Below are 18,639 nucleotides of genomic sequence, written 5' to 3' on the forward strand. Positions count from 1 at the left end.
TACCCGCTTCATCTCCGATCGTGCTCCTCGTTTTCGGCCTGACGTGCCACTCGCTTTTCGTAGTCCGCACGCCCGTTCGGATCTACCGATGTCAGCGCGCGGCGATCGTCGATCACCCGGCGTCCGATGTTTATCATCCATTCGGGTACTGCAGCGTCGATGAGGTCCCAGCCCGCAAGGTAACGCGGAACAGTAGTTTCGGCTCGCCGGTGCGCGACCGTGTCGACGACAGCTTTGGCCACGACCTCGGGTTCAACCGTCGGCATGCCCTTTCCGAGTGGCACACCGGAGGAGAGCCCGGTGCGCACCGCGCTGGGCAGGATGGCGCTGACGCTGACGCCGGAATCTGCGAATTCGACACGAGCAGAGGCGGAAAGGCCCACCGCACCGAACTTGCTTGCGTTGTACACGGCCATTCCTGGCACCGGTAGCTTGCCTGCCATGGATGCGATGTTGACGACGTGGCCGCGTCGCCGATCCACCATGCCGGGAAGCACGGTGCGCATCCCGTGAATCGGGCCCCAGACATTGACGTCGAGGGTTACTCGACTGGTGGCGTCGGACTCGTCGAGGAAGCTGCCGAGCGGCATCACGCCCGCATTGTTGACCAGAATGTCGATGTGACCGAATTCGCCGATCACTGTGGAGACGAACACATCCCAGGATTCGCGTGAGGTGACGTCCAGAGCGTACCCGCGGGCCCGTGCGCCGATGGATGCGGCGGTGTCGACGGCCGTCTCCTCGTCGAGGTCGCCGACGCAGACGAGTGCGCCGCGAGCTGCGAACAACTCCGCTGTGGCCCGGCCGATTCCGCGGCCACCTCCGGAGATGACGACGACTGCTCCGTCGAGATCGATCGGCGGGTAGGTGGTGCCGAAAAGGCTCATGTGGTGTACTCCGGTTCGGGGGTGGTGGTGGGCTCAGCGGGGGTGTCGTCTGACGCAGGGTTGTCGGACAGCGTGTGGTTGTAGGCGTATGGATCGAAGGCCCGTAGCCGTCGACGCATGGCTCCTGACGACCACGGCCAGTTGAAGCTGTTGCGGCCGTTGACGTCGAAGAAATAGCTTTCGCAACCACCGGCGTTGTAGACCGTGGTACCCAATGCCTCCTGAACTTGAGAGTTGAAGGCTGCCTGTACTTCCGGGCGCACGTCGATGGTTCTCCAGCCGTGCCGACGAGCGTGGCCGATCGCCTGTGCCACATAGTTCAGTTGGGCTTCCAGAATCATGAAGGCCGACGTGTGCCCGGTGCCGAGGCTCGGGCCCAGCAGAATGAACGCGTTGGGGAATCCGCTGACGGCGGAACCGAAGTACGCCCGCGGGCTTCCCTGCCAATGATCGTCGAGTGATCGACCTTCTCCGTCGAATACCTTTGATGCGATGGGCATGTCGAGGATGTGGAAGCCGGTTCCGAAGATGATGGCGTCCACTTCCGATTCCACTCCGTCGGCGCCGATCACGGTGTTGCCGTGGATCTCTTCGACTGCGTTGGCATGGACGGTCACGTTGGGTCTGCCGAGGGCCGGGTAGTACGAGTTCGACATGAGTAGTCGCTTGCAACCGAGGGTGTAGTCGGGAGTCAGCGCCTTGCGTAGCTTCGGATCGCGCACCTGCAAGCGCAATTGGGCCGACCCGAGTTTCTGCACGATACGCAGGATCCACGGATTGCGGAACCCCAATCCAAGCGCTTCCATGATTCCGTATTCGATGCTGCGTAGAGCCTTGTGCGCTCCCGGTACGAATCGCATGACGGACCTTTCGATCCGCGGTACGTAGTGATCGGGTTTGGGAAGGACCCATTGAGCGGTGCGTTGGTAAAGGTGAAGGGCGGACACGTCGGAGACGATGCGCGGCACGAATTGGACTGCGGAAGCGCCGGTACCTACGACGGCGACGCGCTTTCCGGTCAAGTCGTAGTCGTGATTCCACTGCGAGGAATGAAACACCTCGCCCTCGAACGTTTCCAGCCCGGGAATCGCCGGCGTCAGGGGTTCGTTCCACGGGCCGGCGGCGGCTATCACGAAACGAGCAGTGAGTTCACCGCTGGAAGTTGTGATCTTCCAGAGTGATTGCGATGCGTCCCACTGTGCGGAGAGCATTTCTACCCCGAAGCGAACGTGCTTGTCGACCCCGTGGCGGACGGCCGTGTCCTCGATGTACTCGCGGATCTCAGGCTGCTCCGCGAACAGTCGGGTCCAATCCGGATTGGCGGCAAAGGAATACGAGTACAGGCCGGACGGGACGTCGCAGGCACAACCGGGATAGGTGTTGGCGCGCCAGGTGCCGCCGAGGGAGTCCGCTTTCTCGAGCAGGACAAAATTGTCGATCCCGAGGCGCTGCAGGTGAATTGCTGCACCGATCCCGGAGATCCCGCCACCGATGATCACGACCTCGAAGTGGTCAGTTCTGTTGTTCACTGAGTCTGCGCTTTCACTGGTGGGACGGGGTGGAGTGGAACGGGCGCGCATCGAGTTCGCGTTTCACGCTCGCACGTGTTGTACGTAGGGATGATTCGAAGGTGGCGAGCCGCCGTCGGCCGTCCATGAAGTTGGCGCCCATGACGGCGAGATCGTCGTCGGTGGCGTCTATGCGCAAGACCCTGGTTCCCGCAGCGCGCACCAGTTCGATTTCCCGGTCGAGGCCCTTGGACATGGAGTTCCGCAGGGCGCCGCGTTCGATACGGGCGGCGCCGCGCGCCGGCTTCAGTGTTCGAGATGCCATGGGCGCCAGTACAACCAGCTCGTCGAGTTCGAGGGGGAGCAGGAGGTCTACCGATGCCGTGGACGCCGCGCCGCCGTCGATGTACCTGACGCCGTCGATGGTGACAGGTGGGAACCAGCCGGGAATCGCCCAAGACGCTCGAAGCGCTTCACCGACTGTCGCTTTCGGAGCCCCCTGTGCCCCGAACGCGACCCGTCGCCCGGTTCTGTAGTCCATGGATACCATGTACGCGCACGGATGTGGGAGCCACGAATCGCCAGGGGCAAGAGATTCGGCGAGCGTGGTGAGCCAGGACGGGTCGCCGCCACCACGCGGTGCGATACCGCTCATCCGGCTCAGAACGGGAAGATCTCGACGCGTCACCAGTCGTGGATTGCCGATCCCCAAACTCGGAAGTGGCGGGATTCTTCCGGGCGCCGATGCTGTGTGGGCGAGGAGTTCGGGACGTGCGGCGGGCTCTCCGAGTTGCATGGCTACCAACTCGTCGACGCCGACTCCGCTGCCGAGCATTGTCACGAACTCGGCTCCGGCGGACGTGCCGATGATGGCGGTGGCTTCGCGGGGATCCCAGTCGAGGGCGTCCCGAACCGAGGCGAGGGCAGCAACGGTCCAGGCGAAGCCGAGGGTGCCGCCGCATCCGATTGCCAATCCCCGTCTAGGCGCGCTGTGTCGTCCGGACCCGGGCGCGGTGGTGCCGGTCACTTCTGAAGTCATATTTCGGAGACTATCAGTATCTGAATAACGTGGGTACCCCAAATTTGGGTTTCGGGAGTGCGCCTGCGGTGCGCTTCCGGTATTCGGCTACCGTTGGAATCTCGATACTCAGAACCGCGAGGAGGTTCCGATGGCGCGATTGACCAGGCAGGAAGCGCAGGCGATGACCCGCGAGACCTTGTTGGCGACGGCCGTCGAACATTTCCTCGATCGCGGGTACGCCGCCGCGTCGCTCGATCAGATCGCTGAGGATGCCGGTTATTCCAAAGGTGCGGTGTACTCGAACTTCAAGAACAAGGACGAGTTGTGCGCCGAGGTGCTCGGCCGAATCAGGTTGACCAAGGTCGGCGAGATCACCTCACAGCTCGGAGCCAATTCGACGCTCGACGACGCGGTGGCCGAGTTCGCGCGATGGGCCGAGCGAACCATCGGGGACAAGAGATGGACGTTGCTCGAAGTCGAGTTCTCGGTGCGATCGCGGCACAGCGAAGAGATCCGCGAAAAGATCGCGACGGGTGCCGATCAGGTGCGCGGACTGATTGCCGGAGTGGTGCAACATCTTGCCGAGTCCAACGGCGTGACGCCGGCACTGGACCCGAACGCCGCGGCACTGCGCATACTCAGCGTCGGAATCGGTTTGGGGCTACAGCGTGCGATCAGCCCTGAGCTGCCGGTTGATCCGCTGGTGGATACGTTGCGGGAGATTTTGCTGGGTGGGTGAGTAGAACGCGGAGCATTCCGCCGATCTCGGCGACGGCGGTGCGCGAACCCACGCTCGGTCCCAGAACGTTGACGAAGCCGTGGATGAACCCGCGATAGCGTCGATCGGTCACGTGAACACCGTTGTCGCGCAATCGAGCTGCGTAGGCTTCGCCTTCGTCCCGGAGTGGATCGAATCCCGCCGTGATCACGATGGCCGGCGGCAGTCCGGTCGCGTCGGGGGCGCGTAGCGGCGACACCATCGGATCGAGTCGATCGGCATTGCTGCCGAGGAAGCTGGACTCGTAGAAGTTCATGTTGGCCTCGGTCAGGAAGAAACCTTCACCGAACGTCGTTCGCGAGGGGGCCTTCTCGTGAAAGTCGGTCGCGGGGTAGATCAACAGCTGCGCCGCCGGTGGGGTCTTGCCGTCGTCGCGGGCACGCAGCGCGACCGTTGCGGAAAGATGCCCGCCCGCGCTGTCGCCCCCGACAGCGATGCGCGTCGGGTCTGCGCAGAACTCGTCGGCGCGGTCGACGATATCGAGGTAGGCGGCGTAGGCATCGTGTACCGGTGTGGGGAAAGCGAATTCGGGTGAGAGCCGGTAGTCGACCGAGATGACCCGTGCGCCGGAGGTTTCGGCCAACAGGCGGCACGGGGCATCGTGGGATTCGATGCTGCCCTGTACCCACCCGCCGCCGTGGAAGTAGACGAGCAGAGCGCCGGTGTCGGCTGTCGGGACGTAGAGCCGGGCGCGAAGCGGGCCGTCGGCACCCGAAACGGAGATCTCCTCGGTGTGGACGGGCGTGGGCCTGCCGCCCATCATGATCGCGGTTCGGGTGAGATTGGCGCGAGCAGCGGCGAGTGACTGGGGATCGGTTGAATGCGAGGGGAGTGGCCGCGTCTTCGCGAGCGTGAGCAGAAGGTGTGCGTCGGCGTCGAGCGTGTTGCCCTCGATGACGACGGGTGGTCCGGTGATTCGACGTTTCACCGCGCTGGGCAGTGCGAATGCGGCTGCCACCAAGGATGCTTCGGCGCGATCTCGAATGCTGCGGCTGCTGGCCTGCTTCACGGATTCCGACACGTGGCGCAGACTACCAAGCATGACTACTGCGGCACTGTCGATCACGCAGATCGAGAACACACATCTGGTTCGGTGCGGTCACGCCAATTGGGTCCTGGTCGAAGAGGGGTCCGATCTGACCTTGATCGACGGCGGATATCCGGCCAACGGCACCGACGTCGAACGCTCGATCGAACAGATCGGTCACCAGCTCGGGGATGTTCGGGCAATTCTCGTCACTCACGCGCACATCGATCACATCGGTGGGATCGCGGACATCGTGACTCGGCTCGAGGTTCCGGTCCTGATGGATCCGTTGGAAGTGCCGCATGCGAAGAGGGAGTATCTGCAACAGTTGTCGCCGGCCGGAGTTCCGTTGCTGTTGTGGCGGCGAGGTGCTCCGAAATGGCTTCGCGACGTGATCGGAGTCGGCGCGTTGAAAGGTGCGGAACTGCCTCGGGCACAGTCCTTTGCGTCCGGTGGTGCGCTGGACGTTCCCGGTCGGATCGTGCCGATTCCCACTCATGGGCATACCGACGGCCACAGCGCTTACCTTGTTCCCGACGCAGGAGTGATCGCGTCGGGTGACGCTCTGGTGACCGGACACGCGACGTCGAGCGTCGCCGGACCACAGTTTCTGGTGTGCCCCTTCAATCATGACCGTGAAGCGACCGACCAGGCGTTGGACAATATCGCCGCTGCACCTGCCGGCGTGCTGTTTCCCGGACACGGTCCGGTTTACGAGGGCAGCATGACTGCCGCGGTCGAACAGGCCCGAGCGGGTCGGACAAGGATGCGTCCATGACTACTGTCGAAACGGTCGACGAAGGTGCGGTGCACGGTTTCCTTCATCGACCTGCTTCTGTGTCCTTCGCGTCGCCCGTCGCCACGCTTGCACTGACTCACGGCGCAGGAAGTAACTGCGACACCGTGCTGTTCGCGTGCTGTTGCCGACGGCTTTGCTGCGGCAGGAGTGCAAGTTCTGCGCTTCGATCTCGCGTTTCGGGTGCGTCGAGCTTCGGGGCCTCCGCATCCGTCGCGTGCTGCAGAGGATCGCGCGGGCATTGCCGAGGTGATTGCTGCTCTTCGCAAGGACTACTCGGTGACCGGACCCGTTCTGCTCGGCGGACATTCGTACGGCGGTCGGCAGACGTCGATGCTTGCGGCGGAGAACCCGGGGCTTGTCGACGGCCTGGTCCTTCTCTCCTATCCACTGCATCCACCGAAGAAGCCCGAGAAGCTCAGAACCGAACACCTGCCCGACCTGAACACACCGACCGTTGTCGTCCACGGTTCGAAGGACGAGTTCGCGACAACGGAGGAGATGCGGGCAGCACTCGCCTCGATTCCCGCCGCGACGCGTCTGGTGGAGTTCGAAGGAGCTCGACACGACTTGTCCGTGGTGAAATTTCCGGTGGTGGAGGAGACAGTCGCGGCCGCATCGGCGGTGTTTGCGTTCTGAACGCCGAGCGGGCGGTTGCCCGTGTCGGTGGTTCCTGGTGAGATCGAACCATGAGTGCCCAGCCGTATCAGCCCAGTGCCCTGTCCGACGTCATGGTGAGCGTCGACGGTGACGACACAGTCGTCAGCTTTCCTCGGGTTCTGCCGTATTCCGTCGAGAAGGTGTGGGAGGCGATCACCGACCCGGAGATGTTGGCGCAATGGACGCCGTACACCGCCGATCGGAATCTGAGCCGTACCGGTGATGCGGTGATCACCATGCTCACCGAGGACGGCGCCCCCGAAATGTCGCTGCCGGTCACCGTTCACGTCGTGGAGACCACTCGGCGGCTCGAACACGAGTGGGGCCCGGACGAATTGGTGTGGGACCTGACCCCGATCGAAGGCGGTACCCGCGTCGTGCTGACGCAGAGGTCGCGCGCCGAGGGGATGGCGTCGGCGCTCGCTGCGGGGTGGCATCTGTGCTTCGACGTACTCGATGCCCTTCTGGCAGGCGAGCCCTTCGGACCGATTGTGGGTGAACGGGCGCGCGAGTACGGCTGGGACGCACTCAACTCCGGTTACGCGCGACAGTTGGGCATCGACGAATCTCAGGTCTGGTAGCTGCTCAGAGTTTGCGACTGGCAGGCTTTCTGGTGGAGGCTCGCGCGATCAGTTCGACGGGAAGCTTCACGGATTCGACGCTCTTGCCGGAGATCAGTGCCAGTAGGTGCTCGAGCCCGGTCGCACCGATCTTTCGAGCGGGGGACCTGACCGTCGTCAGGGGCACCGGGAGTTGGGAGACAACCGGAATGTCGTTGTAGCCGACCAACGCAAGATCGTCGGGAATGCTCAACCCGAGATCACGGGCCACACCGAGTACGCCGATCGCGATGGTGTCGCTCACCGTGAAGACGGCGTCAGGGCGCGTGTTCCCACTGAGCAGTGTGGCAGCCGCATCGACACCCCCTTGAACTTCGAACTCGGAGGCCACTATTCGGTTCGGCGGCAGTTCCAGACCGGCTTCGGCCAGGGCATCGCGGAAACCCGCGACGCGTTCCCGCGACGTGCTGGCGTGATCCGGCCCCGCGATCACTCCGAGATCGCGATAGCCGCAGTCCAGTAGATGCTTCCCCGCGAGGTAGCCGCCGAGGCGGTCGTCGCCGCTGACAAAGGGAAGGCTTCGGTTGACGGATGACGTCGCCGAGTCGATGTGCCGGTTCAGCAGCAGGATCGGCAGTGAGCGCAGGGGGAGCGAGTCGACGAAATCGGTACCCGGCAGGTGAATGCTGCTCAGCATGAGACCGTCGACCTGTCGGCTCACCAGGAACTCGACCGCTTTGCGTTGCGCTTCCAGATCGTCGGGCGGGCTGGAGAGCAAGACGGAGTACCCGGCTGCGGTGGCGGCTTCCTCGATGCCTTGGAACATGGTGGCCACTACAACGTCTGTCAGTCTCGGCATCACGACGCCGATGGTGGTGGTCTTGCGGGTACGAAGGCTGGCTGCCCACAGATTCGGTTGGTAACCGAGTTCCTCGGCAACCTGACGAACTCGGAGTGCGGAGTCGGACCAGCCGTCGGCGGGCTCGGGCTGACGGAGGACCCGCGACGCCGTCGAGATGTGGACCCCGGCCTGGTCGGCGATTTCGCGCAACGTCGGCGGACGGCCGTTGCTGCGGTTCGACGGATCGGGCGTCATCTGCGTCGTGGCTCCTGGTGTGCGTCGGTCCTGAGTTGATTCGGTGTCGGTCGGCAGTTCGGGGATTGACGGGTGCGCAACCGGGCTCTACTCTAGGCGATGCAAACGATTGCGCAATCGTTCTCGCAAAGGATTGCGCCCGAGAACACTGGAGGCCCCGTGACCACGCCGCAGTCCCTGTCCGAGCTTTTTGCCATCGACACCCTGCTGGACGCCGAGGAGATCGCGATCCGCGACACGGTCCGCAAGATGGTCGACGATCGCATTCGCCCGCACGTAGGTGAATGGTTCGAAGCGGCAGCACTGCCGGCTCGTGAGCTGGCCAAGGAACTGGGCGCGCTCGGCGTACTGGGCATGCACCTCGAGGGCTACGGCTGTGCCGGGATGAGCGCCACGGCGTACGGGTTGGCCTGCCAGGAACTCGAAGCTGTCGATTCGGGCATTCGCAGCCTCGTCTCGGTCCAGGGCTCGCTCGCCATGTTCGCGATCCACCACAACGGAAGTGAAGAGCAGAAGGAAGAATGGCTCCCGCGAATGGCGGCGGGTGAAGCCATCGGCTGCTTCGGTCTCACGGAACCCGATTTCGGATCCAACCCCGGCGGTATGCGAACCAACGCCAAGCGCGACGGCGACGACTGGATCCTCAACGGCACCAAGATGTGGATCACCAACGGCTCCATCGCGGACGTCGCCGTGGTCTGGGCTCGAACCGACGACGGCGTGCGCGGATTTGTCGTTCCCACCGACACTCCGGGATTCTCCGCCCCCGAGATCAAGAACAAGATGTCGCTCCGGGCGTCGGTCACCTCGGAACTGGTGCTCGAGGACGTGCGTCTGCCTGCCTCGGCGATGCTGCCCAAGGCTCGCGGACTGTCCGGCCCGCTCGGCTGCCTCAACGAGGCACGCTTCGGCATCATCTTCGGGGCAATGGGTGCAGCACGTGACTGCCTCGAGACTGCGATCTCATATGCACGTGATCGCAAGGTCTTCGACAAGTCGCTCGCCGCGTATCAGATCACCCAGGCCAAGATCGCCGACATGGCAGTCGAATTGGGCAAGGGGCAGTTGCTCGCCATCCACCTCGGGCGCCTCAAGGACGCCGGGACGGTTCGCCCCGAGCAGGTCAGCACCGGCAAGCTCAACAATGTCCGCGAGGCCATCAAGATCGCCCGTGAATGCCGAACCATTCTGGGCGCCAACGGCATCACGCTCGAGTACCCCGTGATCCGGCACGCCAACAACCTCGAATCCGTTCTCACCTACGAGGGCACGTCCGAGGTTCACCAGCTCGTGATCGGCCGCGCTCTCACCGGTGAAGAAGCTTTCCGGTGACGGCAGACGCTGTCGGAGCGCTCGACGGGTTGGTGATCGCTGATTTCGGCCGCGTCCTCGCCGGTCCGTACGCCACGATGATTCTCGCCGACCTGGGTGCCGAGGTCGTCAAGATCGAGCGGCCGGGTGTCGGGGACGACACTCGCAGCTGGGGCCCACCGTGGGTGGGGGACGAGTCGAGCTACTTTCTGTCGGTGAACCGCAACAAGAAGTCGGTCACTCTGGACCTGCGCGAGCGCGAGGATCTGGAGAGTGCACGCGAGCTGGTTCGCAATGCGGACGTCGTGGTGCAGAACTTCCTGCCGGGAACGATGGACCGTCTGGGGCTGGGCTACGACGCTGTCCGAGAAATGAATCCGCGTGCGGTCTACTGCTCGATCAGCGGCTTCGGTGGCAACAACTCTCTGCCGGGATACGACCTGTTGATTCAGGCGGTCGGCGGATTGATGAGTATCACCGGACCCGATCCCAAGACTCCCACCAAGGTCGGTGTCGCGGTGGTCGACGTCATCACCGGCCTGCATGCCAGCGTGGGAATCCTTGCAGCGCTGCGCCATCGCGATCGCACAGGCGAAGGGCAGCACGTCGAGGTCAATCTGTTGTCCTCGTTGCTGTCCGCACTGGCCAACCAGTCGTCCGGCTACGTGGCCGCGGGCGTGGTGCCGCAGGCAATGGGCAACCGGCATCCGAGCATCGCACCATACGAGGTATTCGACACCGCGGACCGTCCGCTGGTCCTCGCGGTCGGCAATGATCGGCAATTCAGTTCGTTGACAGAGGTTCTCGGAGTTTCCGAACTTGCCGCTGATGCGCGTTTCGCGTCCAACAGCGACAGGGTTGCGCATCGAGAAGAACTGTTCGACGCCGTCACTGCTGCATTGGCCAAGGGCTCTGCGGACTCGTGGTTCGAGGCACTGACCGAGCGAGGTGTTCCGTGTGGGCCTCTCAACGACATCGCCGACGCGATAGCGCTGGCGGAACGGCTGAATCTCGATCCGGTGGTGTCCATCGACGACCCGCGTCGCGATGCACCGACTCGGCAGGTAGCCAATCCGATTCGGATGAGCGGCACGCCGGCAACCTATCGGTCGGCCCCGCCGCGGTTGGGGGAGGACAGCGTTCCCACTCCGTCCGGAGTCAGTTGACCCAAGCGAATCGGCCACCGGAATACCGGTGGCCGATCTGCGTGTGTGGCCGACTCAGCTGACCTTCAAGACCAGCTTTCCGGTGTTCGCTCCGGCGAAGAGAAGATTGAGGCTGTCGCCGAACGCGTCGATACCGCCGTCGACGACGTGCTCGCGAGCAGTCAATTCGCCACTCTTGATCCACTTTCCGATCTGCTCTTGTGCTTCTGCGTAGCGATCGAGGTAGTCGAAGACCACGAAGCCGGCCATCGTGGCGCGGTTGACGAGAAGTGACAGGTAGTGAGCAGGGCCTGGCTGAGGTTCGGTGGCGTTGTAGCCCGCGATGGCGCCGCAGATGACCACCCGAGCGCCGAGGCGCAGACGGGAGAGAGCGGCGTCGAGAATTTCTCCGCCGACGTTGTCGAAGTACACGTCGATTCCGTCGGGAGCGTTGGACTTGAGCGCCTTGTATACGGATTCGTTCTTGTAGTCGATGGCGACATCGAAGCCGAGGTCCTCGGTGAGCCACGCGCACTTCTCCGGACCGCCGGCGATGCCGATGACCTTGCACCCGTGGAGCTTTGCGATCTGGCCGACCAGACTGCCGACCGCACCCGCGGCACCGGACACGACGACGGTGTCACCGTCTTTCAGCTTTCCGACGTCGAGTAATCCGAAATACGCAGTGACGCCGGGGAAACCGAGAGCGCCGAGCCAGGTCGGTAGGGGAGCGATCGATTCGTCGACCCGAGTGACGTCTGTACCGTCGGAAACGCCGTACTCGGAAGCGCCGAAGGATCCGGCCACGATGTCCCCGACCTGGTAATCGGGGTGCTGTGATTCGGTGATGCGTCCGACGCCGTGGGCGCGCATGACGGAACCGAGCTTGACCGGCGGAACGTACGACTTGACGTCGTTGAGCCAACCGCGCATCGCGGGGTCGAGGGAGAGGTATTCGACCTTGACGACAAACTCGCCCGGTCCGGCGGACGGGATCTCGGCATCGACGTATTCCCAGGTGGAAGCGTCGGGAAGTCCTGTCGGGCGGGCGGCGAGGCGTACTTGGCGGTTGGTCATCTCTCCCCTTCGGCGATACGAATTGAACTTGAGGCCGGATTCAATATAGGTGATGGATCACGAACTGGGAAGAGTTGGATGAACCGATTGACGACTATGTATGTTCGATCGATGAGCAATGTGGTCGAAGACGCGCCTGGTTGGTTCACTCGGGCGTTGGCAGCGCCGGTCGAGACGGGCTCGGTGGAGGTCGAGGGCGCCTCGGTGCACTTTCGGGCTTGGGGGCCGGCGGGGCAGGGAATCGTGCTGATTCACGGCGGCGCCGCCCACAGTCGCTGGTGGGATCACATTGCGCCGCAGTTCGCCGAGGGGCGCCGCGTCGTCGCTCTCGACTTGACGGGCCACGGCGACAGTGACACTCGCGACGCCTACGCGATGTCCCAGTGGGCTCGCGAGGTGCTGGCGGCGGCCGAGGCCGGGGGAATCGACGGCAAGCCGATTCTGGTGGGGCACAGTATGGGTGGGATTGTTTCTTTCGTGGCCTCGCATCTGCATGGCGAACTGTTGGACGGGGTTGTCATCATCGATTCTCCGCTCAAGGCGCGTACGCCCGAAGAGGAGGCGGCTCGACGCCAGAATGCGTTCGGCCCCAAGAAGGTTTATCCCACCAGGGAAGACGCGATGGGCCGTTTCCGCTTCGTTCCGCCGCAGGATTCGGGTCTGCCTGCGGTGCGTGACCATGTGGCGGCCACGTCGATGGAGGAAGTCGAGGGCGGTTGGTCGTGGAAGTTCGATCCGAATTTCTTTCTCCGAGTAGGCGCCGAAGATGTCCTCGACAGCGAACCACGTTGCCGCGTAGCCTATTTCCGAGCCGAGAACGGCATCGTGTCCGATCGACTCATGGAGCACATGCGCGGATTGTTCGGAACGGAGGCCATCGTGGCGGAGATTCCCGAAGCCGGACATCACGTCATGATCGATCAGCCGTTGCAACTCGTGACCGGGGTGCGAACTGTGTTGAGTGCGTGGTCCGTCGCAAGTCAAGAGCCGGTAGATCAAGCGGCAGGAAACGTCGAGGGAAGGGTAGAAGCATGAGCACGGAATGGACGCTCGAACCGAAAGTCGAAGCTGCACTGAAGTTGTGGCACACCATGATCGAAACCGGCGATCTGTCGGCGCTACCGACGATCGTCGCGCCCGACGCGCAGTTCCGATCGCCCACGGGATTCAAGCCGTACCAGTCCGCGGATGCCGTTGTGCTCATTCTCAATACGGTGATCCAGGTGTTCGAGAACTTCGAGTACCACCGTCAGTTCGCCGGAGCCAACGGTCGACAGGTCGTGCTCGAATTCAGTGCGAACATCGGCGACAAGAGTCTCAAGGGAATCGACATGGTCGAATTCGACGAGGACGGCAAGATCGTCGATTTCGAGGTCATGGTGCGTCCGGCCAGCGGGCTCGCGGCTTTGGCTGCCGAAATGGGTAAGAGGCTCGGGCAGACGCTACCGACCTACAAAGCCTGAACTGAGTCCGGCCAAGGCTCAGTTCGTACTGAATCCGCCGTTGGAGTGAAGGAGTTGTCCCGTAATCCAGCCTCCGGCGTCGGACATCAGAAACCGGACGAGGTTTGCAGTGTCGCCGGGAGTACCCAGCCGGCCGGCAGGAGTCTGGAGGGTTGTGGCCTGTCTGATCTCGGGTGTCATCCATCCTGTGTCGATAGGTCCTGGGTTGACGACGTTGGCTCGTATGCCGCGTGATCCAAGTTCGACTGCGGCGGCGATGACGATGCGGTCGAGAGCGCCCTTGCTGGCCCCGTACGGAAGATTGTGGGCCGCATGGTCGCTGGTGAGTGCGATGATCCGCCCGGCCACCTGACTGACGTCGCGCTGTTCCGGAAGCCGTTCAGCGAACGCTTTGATCAGCAGCCAGGAGGCGCGAGCGTTGACGGCGAAATGTCGTTCCCAGCTCTCGACTGTGGTATCGAGGATCGAGCTGTCGACGCTTTCGCAATGTGAGAGCACCAGCCCACGGAGGTCGTTCCGCGCTGCGGCAGCGTCAACGAGATGATCGGCCACGTCGGGCGAGGCCAGATCTCCGGGAACCAGGTCGACACGGCTTCCGAGTGCGCGACACTTCTCGGCAATGTCTTGCGGATCGTGCGCTCCGCGCCCGAACCCGACGCGTTCGTCGTAAGGCTCCCAGTAGCCGATAGCAAGATCCCAACCATCCTCGGCAAGGCCCAATGCGAGGCTCGCTCCGATCGACTTGCTCCGACCGACACCGGTGATCAATACGGTCCCGCGCTTGTCAGACACTGCTCGCCTCCAGAGATGTCCTGCAATTCAAATGGGGTGAGGTCACTTCAGATGGAAGCATCACTGTAGCGGGCGAGCTGTCGCCTGTATCGAGCGAGCTGTCGCCGTGCCTCGACCTGACCTGTGTCTTGACACGGCGCTGGTCACAGCGTTTGACTGAGATGCAAGCTCGAGTTGATTCGCCCGACTGCGTTCCGGGAGGTTGACCTATGCGCGGCAATGGAATTGCAGGCAAGGCTTTCTCAGGCGAGGGCTGTAGACGTGGAGCACGGTCTCATCGCGGGACCGTCTCGGTTCTGGCTTTGGTTGGGGTGTGCGTACTTTCGTTTGCCACCACTCAGATGGCCGGCGCGCAACCGGTTGCAGAGAATGTCGATACCGGGTTCGTGATCCCTTTTGCCGGGGCACCGGTCTACGAGAGCGTCGCGCCCACGCAGATGACTACTCCGGATCAACTCAACCAGCCACTCGGTCAGCAGACTGCGGAAGAGATTGCCGCGCAGATCGGACTCGAGCCAGCCGACGCTTTGACCGAGGAGCAGTATCGCGATCTCATCTCCGGCGGAGGGGTCGGCGGAAATCGCGAGGACGCCGCGGTGATCGACGAATGCGCCCGGATTCTCACCAATACGAACGGGCGGCCCCTCTATTCCGGCACGACGCCGTCGGTTCTGGCCAGTTACGGGTTGTACGTGAATCCAGACGGATTGCTGGAGAGTCCGGCCAACGCGGATGCGCCGACGCGACAGGTGAATACGCTGATCGCCCCTGGCGGTTTCGTGGGCACCTGGTTGCGCAACAACGGTGCGACGCACACTCTGATTGCGCTCTATCAGTCGGCATACACGGTGCAGGCAGTCTACGGATTTGCAGCGCAGCAGATTTCGGGAGCAGCGCAGCTGGTGACCAACACCAAAGGCAATGTGAGTTCGGAAGTCGGCATGTCGATGGCGCCGCCGCTCTGGATAGTGAACTTCGCACTGCTCTACATCTTGAAGCCGTCACTGGCGGCAGCGATGCCTGCACACTGGGCTCCCATTCCGCCGGCCGTTGCCGACGCCGTGAAAGCGAGTCCCACCGGCCAAGTCGCTTTCAGCGACTACGCGTCCTATTTCGAGTGATCGGTCTGGCGGACAGCGCTCACGAACTTCTCGATCAACGCGTGGTCCTTGACGCCGCGGGAGGATTCGACGCCGCTGGAGACGTCGACGCCCCAGGCTCCGGTGGCATCGAGTGCGTCGCGAACGTTGTCCGGGGACAGTCCGCCCGCCAGGATCCACTTGCCTTGCGGGCGCGATTGCTGTTGGGCCCAGTTCCACGGCACCCCTGATCCGGCGTCTGCGCCGTCGATCAGGAGTTCGTCCTCGCCGAGGTCGAGATTGTAACCGTCGCGGACGTTGCTGGAGACGACCGCGCGGATGACGGTGAGGCCGGCATCGTGCAGCCGCTGCACTTGCTCGGCGTCGACAAGATCGTGAACCTGTACGGTGCGAAGCCCGGTGATCTTCGCGATCTCGAGGATCTGTCCGATCGGGTTGCCGAGAAAGACTCCGATTGCACGGATGTGATCGGGAACTCGCGCGAGCAGAGCGACTGCGAGTGTGGGGTCGACTTTGCGGACGCTCTCGGCGAAGACGAAACCGATGGCGTCGACGCCCAGGCCCACCGTGAGGTCGACCGTGTCAACGTCGCGTAGGCCACAGACCTTGATGAATGTCACCTGATACAGAGTACTAGCGTCGTCGTCTAGCCTCGTGCGTGCGACATTTCTACGCGCGAGAGGCTTGACGTGGACTGGCTCTACCGAATCAGTTTGATCTCGGGACCGCTGCCGGTGATCCTGACTGTCCTTGGGGTCCTGGGTGGTGTGTGGCTGCTCGGTTCGAACGTGCGCTGGTACTACCGCAGAGCGGTGCCGATCGCGGGGCTGATTGCACTGGTGATCATGATCGCCGTGTGTATCACCGTCGAAAAGGTGATCGTGCCGTTCCCCGATCCCATCGAGATGTCGATCTACGTGTGGATCGGAATCGGTATCTACGCGTTGCTACTTCTCGGGCCGCGAATCAAGGCGGGCGGAACCGCCGCGAAAGCGCTCCTGTCCGTGATCGCGACGGTTCTGGTCGTCATCACTGCCGCGACGCAGATCAATCTGGTTTTCGCCGCGTATCCGACTGTGGGAATTGCGTTCGGACACGACGATTTCGACCGCATCTCACTCAGTGAAGTTCCCGGTCCGACCGATCCTGTTGTCACCGGCGATCCCACCGACACTGTGTGGAAAGCGCCGGAGGGCATGCCGATTCGCGGACGGGTCACGACTTTGCCTGCCCCCGGGACGATTTCAGGATTCTCCGCGCGCGACGCGCAGGTGTATCTGCCGCCGTCGTACTTCACCAATCCGCGTCCGCTTCTTCCCGTGCTCGTGCTCATGGCAGGTCAGCCTGGCAAGCCCGAGGACTGGCTCCAGGGCGGAAAGCTGACCGCGACAATGGATGCCTTTGCACGAGATCACGAGGGGTTGGCTCCAGTCGTCGTGATAGCCGATGGAACAGGGTCGCAGATGGCCAATCCGCTGTGCACCGACTCGTCACAGGGCAAGGTCGGCACGTATCTGGCAAAGGACTTGCCCGCTGCGGTGGCGAATGCGTTCCAGATCGACACGAATCCGCGAGCGTGGGCAATCGGCGGGCTCTCCTACGGTGGCACCTGCTCACTGCAGATGGCGACCAATTACCCCGAGGTGTACCCGACATTCCTCGATCTGTCCGGTCAATTGGAGCCTTCGCTCGGTGACCGACAGCGAACCGTCGACGAGATATTCGGCGGCGACGAAGCGGCGTTCGTGAAGGTGAATCCGATGGACCTGCTGGCGACTCGGAAGTTCCCGAACTCGGGCGGAGTGTTCGTCGTCGGAACAGATGACAATGAGTTCAAGCCCGGTCAGCAAAAGGTGTACGAAGCGGCCAAAGCGGCCGGAATGGACGCCAGGTATCTCGAGCTTCCCGGTGGTCACAGCTTTTCGGTGTGGTCGGCCGGCGTCGAGCAGGAGCTGACGTGGATCTCGCAGCGAATGGGACTGATCAGCTGAATCCTGTTCCGGTTTTGGAACGTGTTCTATATTCGGTGTGTGGCTGTCGTTCGGCAGTCTCTCGATCGTTCACCGACTGGAGTTCAGGCACATGTACGAGTGGTCCGACACCGACCTGATGTTCCGCGACGCCTTGCGGGGCTTTATCGACAAAGAGGTGCGACCTCACGTCGACGAGCTCGAAAGCGGTGCGCTGCCGCCGTTCGACATCATTCGCAAGCTGTACTCGACCTTTGGTCTGGCCGACATGGCACGCGAGGGCCTCGAGAAGTCGCTGGCACGCGAGCGCGGCGATGCGCCCTCCGGTGACGGTGAGAAGTCGAGCGCCTTCAGCGGCGCCGGCAGCATGGGCGTCGTGCTCAACAGCGAATTGGCCGGAGTCAGCCTCGGCCTGGTCGCATCGTTGGGTGTCAGCCTCGGATTGGCCGCCGGAACTATCCGCAGCCGCGGCACACTCGCGCAGAAGGAACGCTGGCTCCCCGGCCTGGTGACATTCGAGACCGTCGGCGCCTGGGCGATCACCGAACCGGACTCCGGCTCGGATGCCTTCGGCGGCATGAAGTCCTACGTACGCCGCGACGGCGACGACTACATTCTCAACGGCAACAAGACCTTCATCACCAACGGTCCGTACGCCGACGTGATGATCGTGTACGCAAAGCTCGACGAGGGCGATGCGTCGGTTGATCGTCGCGATCGCAAGGTGCTCGCCTTCATCCTCGACAAGGGCATGGAGGGTCTCACCCAGAGCCCGCCGTTCAAGAAGATGGGCATGAACTCCTCACCCACAGGTGAGCTGTTCTTCGACAACGTCCGCATCACCAAGGACCGTCTGCTCGGCGAGACCGAGGACAGCGGAAAGTCGGACGGCAAATCCAGCGCCAAGGAGAGCTTCGCCGCCGAACGCATCGGCATCGCGTCGCTCTCACTGGGCATCATCAACGAATGCCACCGTCTGAGCATCGAATACGCGAAGTCCCGCAAACTGTGGGGACGTGAGATCGGGCAGTTCCAGCTCATCCAGCTCAAGCTCGCCGAGATGGAGGTCGCTCGAATCAACGTGCAGAACATGGTCTTCAATGCGATCGAGCGCACCGCAGCCGGAGACAAAGTGAGCCTGGCGGAGGCGTCGGCGATGAAGCTGTACTCCTCGCGCGCAGCGACCGAGGTCGCGATGGAAGCCGTGCAGCTGTTCGGTGGAAACGGCTACATGGCCGAGTACCGAGTCGAGCAGTTGGCGCGTGATGCCAAGTCGCTCATGATCTATGCGGGCAGCAACGAAATTCAGGTCACCCATATCGCCAAGGGTCTCCTGGGCTGACACCGGTACGTTTTCGCTTGTCGGTCGATCGCAGCAGGAACCAGATAGTCTTGCTGCGGTCGGCGACACCGCGCCGACGGATCGGAGTAAGCAGTGAACGCGTCAG

18 protein-coding genes and 1 pseudogene are annotated in these 18,639 nt (G+C 63.0%); 11 read left to right on the plus strand and 8 right to left on the minus strand.

Annotated features, from left to right (window positions below):
* Positions 1–8 precede the first annotated feature (8 nt).
* Genes ABIE52_RS27915 through ABIE52_RS27925 form a run of 3 tightly spaced genes read right to left on the minus strand, consistent with a single transcriptional unit; the run spans position 9 to position 3,434 of the window.
* Positions 9–887: an SDR family oxidoreductase gene (locus ABIE52_RS27915; protein ID WP_192712233.1), complete on the minus strand. Its 879-nt coding sequence runs from the start codon at positions 885–887 to the stop codon at positions 9–11.
* Positions 884–2,416, minus strand: coding sequence for a flavin-containing monooxygenase (locus ABIE52_RS27920; protein WP_192712234.1), 1,533 nt, complete (start codon positions 2,414–2,416; stop codon positions 884–886). Before ABIE52_RS27920 ends, ABIE52_RS27915 begins: the two co-directional genes overlap by 4 nt.
* A 13-nt stretch (positions 2,417–2,429) precedes the next feature.
* Entirely contained in the window at positions 2,430–3,434 is a 1,005-nt protein-coding gene (locus tag ABIE52_RS27925) for a patatin-like phospholipase family protein (RefSeq protein ID WP_042451435.1), read from the minus strand.
* A 130-nt stretch (positions 3,435–3,564) separates the two neighbouring features.
* On the opposite strand from ABIE52_RS27925, the gene ABIE52_RS27930 reads away from it, so the two are divergent.
* Entirely contained in the window at positions 3,565–4,155 is a 591-nt protein-coding gene (locus tag ABIE52_RS27930) for a TetR/AcrR family transcriptional regulator (protein ID WP_030535226.1), read from the plus strand.
* Here ABIE52_RS27930 and ABIE52_RS27935 read toward each other — a convergent pair.
* Positions 4,091–5,215 carry an alpha/beta hydrolase gene (locus ABIE52_RS27935; protein ID WP_228232235.1) on the minus strand — a complete coding sequence of 375 codons (1,125 nt, stop codon included), beginning with the start codon at positions 5,213–5,215 and terminating at the stop codon, positions 4,091–4,093. The two genes, ABIE52_RS27930 and ABIE52_RS27935, sit on opposite strands and share 65 nt — an antisense overlap.
* A 19-nt stretch (positions 5,216–5,234) precedes the next feature.
* Here ABIE52_RS27935 and ABIE52_RS27940 point away from each other — a divergent pair, with 19 nt between their 5' ends.
* The 3 genes and pseudogenes from ABIE52_RS27940 (at position 5,235) to ABIE52_RS27950 (ending at position 7,258) form a co-directional block, all read left to right on the plus strand.
* The gene (locus tag ABIE52_RS27940) at positions 5,235–5,999 is read left to right on the plus strand and encodes an MBL fold metallo-hydrolase (RefSeq protein ID WP_003940355.1); all 765 of its coding nucleotides are present in this window, start codon (positions 5,235–5,237) and stop codon (positions 5,997–5,999) included.
* Positions 5,996–6,656 (plus strand): annotated as a pseudogene (locus ABIE52_RS27945) (alpha/beta hydrolase family protein). The gene ABIE52_RS27940 and the pseudogene ABIE52_RS27945 overlap by 4 nt, the downstream one beginning before the upstream one ends.
* 50 nt (positions 6,657–6,706) lie before the next feature.
* The gene (locus ABIE52_RS27950; RefSeq protein ID WP_165639031.1) at positions 6,707–7,258 is read left to right on the plus strand and encodes an SRPBCC family protein; all 552 of its coding nucleotides are present in this window, start codon (positions 6,707–6,709) and stop codon (positions 7,256–7,258) included.
* Between the two features lie 4 nt (positions 7,259–7,262).
* On the opposite strand, the gene ABIE52_RS27955 is transcribed toward ABIE52_RS27950, so the two are convergent.
* Positions 7,263–8,333: a LacI family DNA-binding transcriptional regulator gene (locus tag ABIE52_RS27955; RefSeq protein WP_007733803.1), complete on the minus strand. Its 1,071-nt coding sequence runs from the start codon at positions 8,331–8,333 to the stop codon at positions 7,263–7,265.
* Between the two features lie 159 nt (positions 8,334–8,492).
* On the opposite strand from ABIE52_RS27955, the gene ABIE52_RS27960 reads away from it, so the two are divergent.
* Positions 8,493–9,665, plus strand: a complete 1,173-nt coding sequence (locus ABIE52_RS27960; RefSeq protein ID WP_003939770.1) for an acyl-CoA dehydrogenase family protein — start codon at positions 8,493–8,495, stop codon at positions 9,663–9,665.
* A complete protein-coding gene (locus ABIE52_RS27965; RefSeq protein WP_003939934.1) occupies positions 9,662–10,810 on the plus strand; it encodes a CaiB/BaiF CoA transferase family protein in 1,149 nt (382 codons plus the stop codon). The genes ABIE52_RS27960 and ABIE52_RS27965 overlap by 4 nt, the downstream gene beginning before the upstream one ends.
* Before the next feature lie 54 nt (positions 10,811–10,864).
* Here ABIE52_RS27965 and ABIE52_RS27970 read toward each other — a convergent pair whose 3' ends face one another.
* Positions 10,865–11,866, minus strand: coding sequence for an NADP-dependent oxidoreductase (locus ABIE52_RS27970; protein ID WP_003939765.1), 1,002 nt, complete (start codon positions 11,864–11,866; stop codon positions 10,865–10,867).
* Between the two features lie 111 nt (positions 11,867–11,977).
* On the opposite strand from ABIE52_RS27970, the gene ABIE52_RS27975 reads away from it, so the two are divergent.
* On the plus strand, positions 11,978–12,901 hold the full coding sequence (locus ABIE52_RS27975; RefSeq protein ID WP_192712236.1) for an alpha/beta fold hydrolase: 924 nt from the start codon (positions 11,978–11,980) through the stop codon (positions 12,899–12,901).
* Positions 12,898–13,329, plus strand: coding sequence for a nuclear transport factor 2 family protein (locus ABIE52_RS27980; protein WP_054827117.1), 432 nt, complete (start codon positions 12,898–12,900; stop codon positions 13,327–13,329). Before ABIE52_RS27975 ends, ABIE52_RS27980 begins: the two co-directional genes overlap by 4 nt.
* A gap of 18 nt (positions 13,330–13,347) precedes the next feature.
* Here the strand turns inward: ABIE52_RS27980 and ABIE52_RS27985 are convergent, their stop codons facing one another.
* Complete coding sequence (locus ABIE52_RS27985; protein WP_064443775.1) at positions 13,348–14,121, minus strand: SDR family oxidoreductase; 774 nt, start codon at positions 14,119–14,121, stop codon at positions 13,348–13,350.
* A 209-nt stretch (positions 14,122–14,330) separates the two neighbouring features.
* Between ABIE52_RS27985 and ABIE52_RS27990 the strand changes: the two genes are divergently transcribed.
* On the plus strand, positions 14,331–15,242 hold the full coding sequence (locus ABIE52_RS27990) for a hypothetical protein (RefSeq protein ID WP_030535232.1): 912 nt from the start codon (positions 14,331–14,333) through the stop codon (positions 15,240–15,242).
* Here ABIE52_RS27990 and ABIE52_RS27995 read toward each other — a convergent pair.
* Positions 15,230–15,841, minus strand: coding sequence for a phosphoribosylanthranilate isomerase (locus ABIE52_RS27995; protein WP_058037744.1), 612 nt, complete (start codon positions 15,839–15,841; stop codon positions 15,230–15,232). The genes ABIE52_RS27990 and ABIE52_RS27995 overlap by 13 nt on opposite strands.
* 69 nt (positions 15,842–15,910) lie before the next feature.
* Here ABIE52_RS27995 and ABIE52_RS28000 point away from each other — a divergent pair, with 69 nt between their 5' ends.
* A complete protein-coding gene (locus tag ABIE52_RS28000) occupies positions 15,911–17,212 on the plus strand; it encodes an alpha/beta hydrolase (protein WP_192712237.1) in 1,302 nt (433 codons plus the stop codon).
* A 91-nt stretch (positions 17,213–17,303) separates the two neighbouring features.
* Positions 17,304–18,533 carry an acyl-CoA dehydrogenase family protein gene (locus tag ABIE52_RS28005; RefSeq protein WP_007733810.1) on the plus strand — a complete coding sequence of 410 codons (1,230 nt, stop codon included), beginning with the start codon at positions 17,304–17,306 and terminating at the stop codon, positions 18,531–18,533.
* Positions 18,534–18,639: the final 106 nt, after the last annotated feature.

It is taken from the genome of Rhodococcus sp. OAS809 (genome assembly GCF_040546695.1).
Taxonomy (GTDB): Bacteria; Actinomycetota; Actinomycetes; order Mycobacteriales; family Mycobacteriaceae; genus Rhodococcus_F; species Rhodococcus_F qingshengii.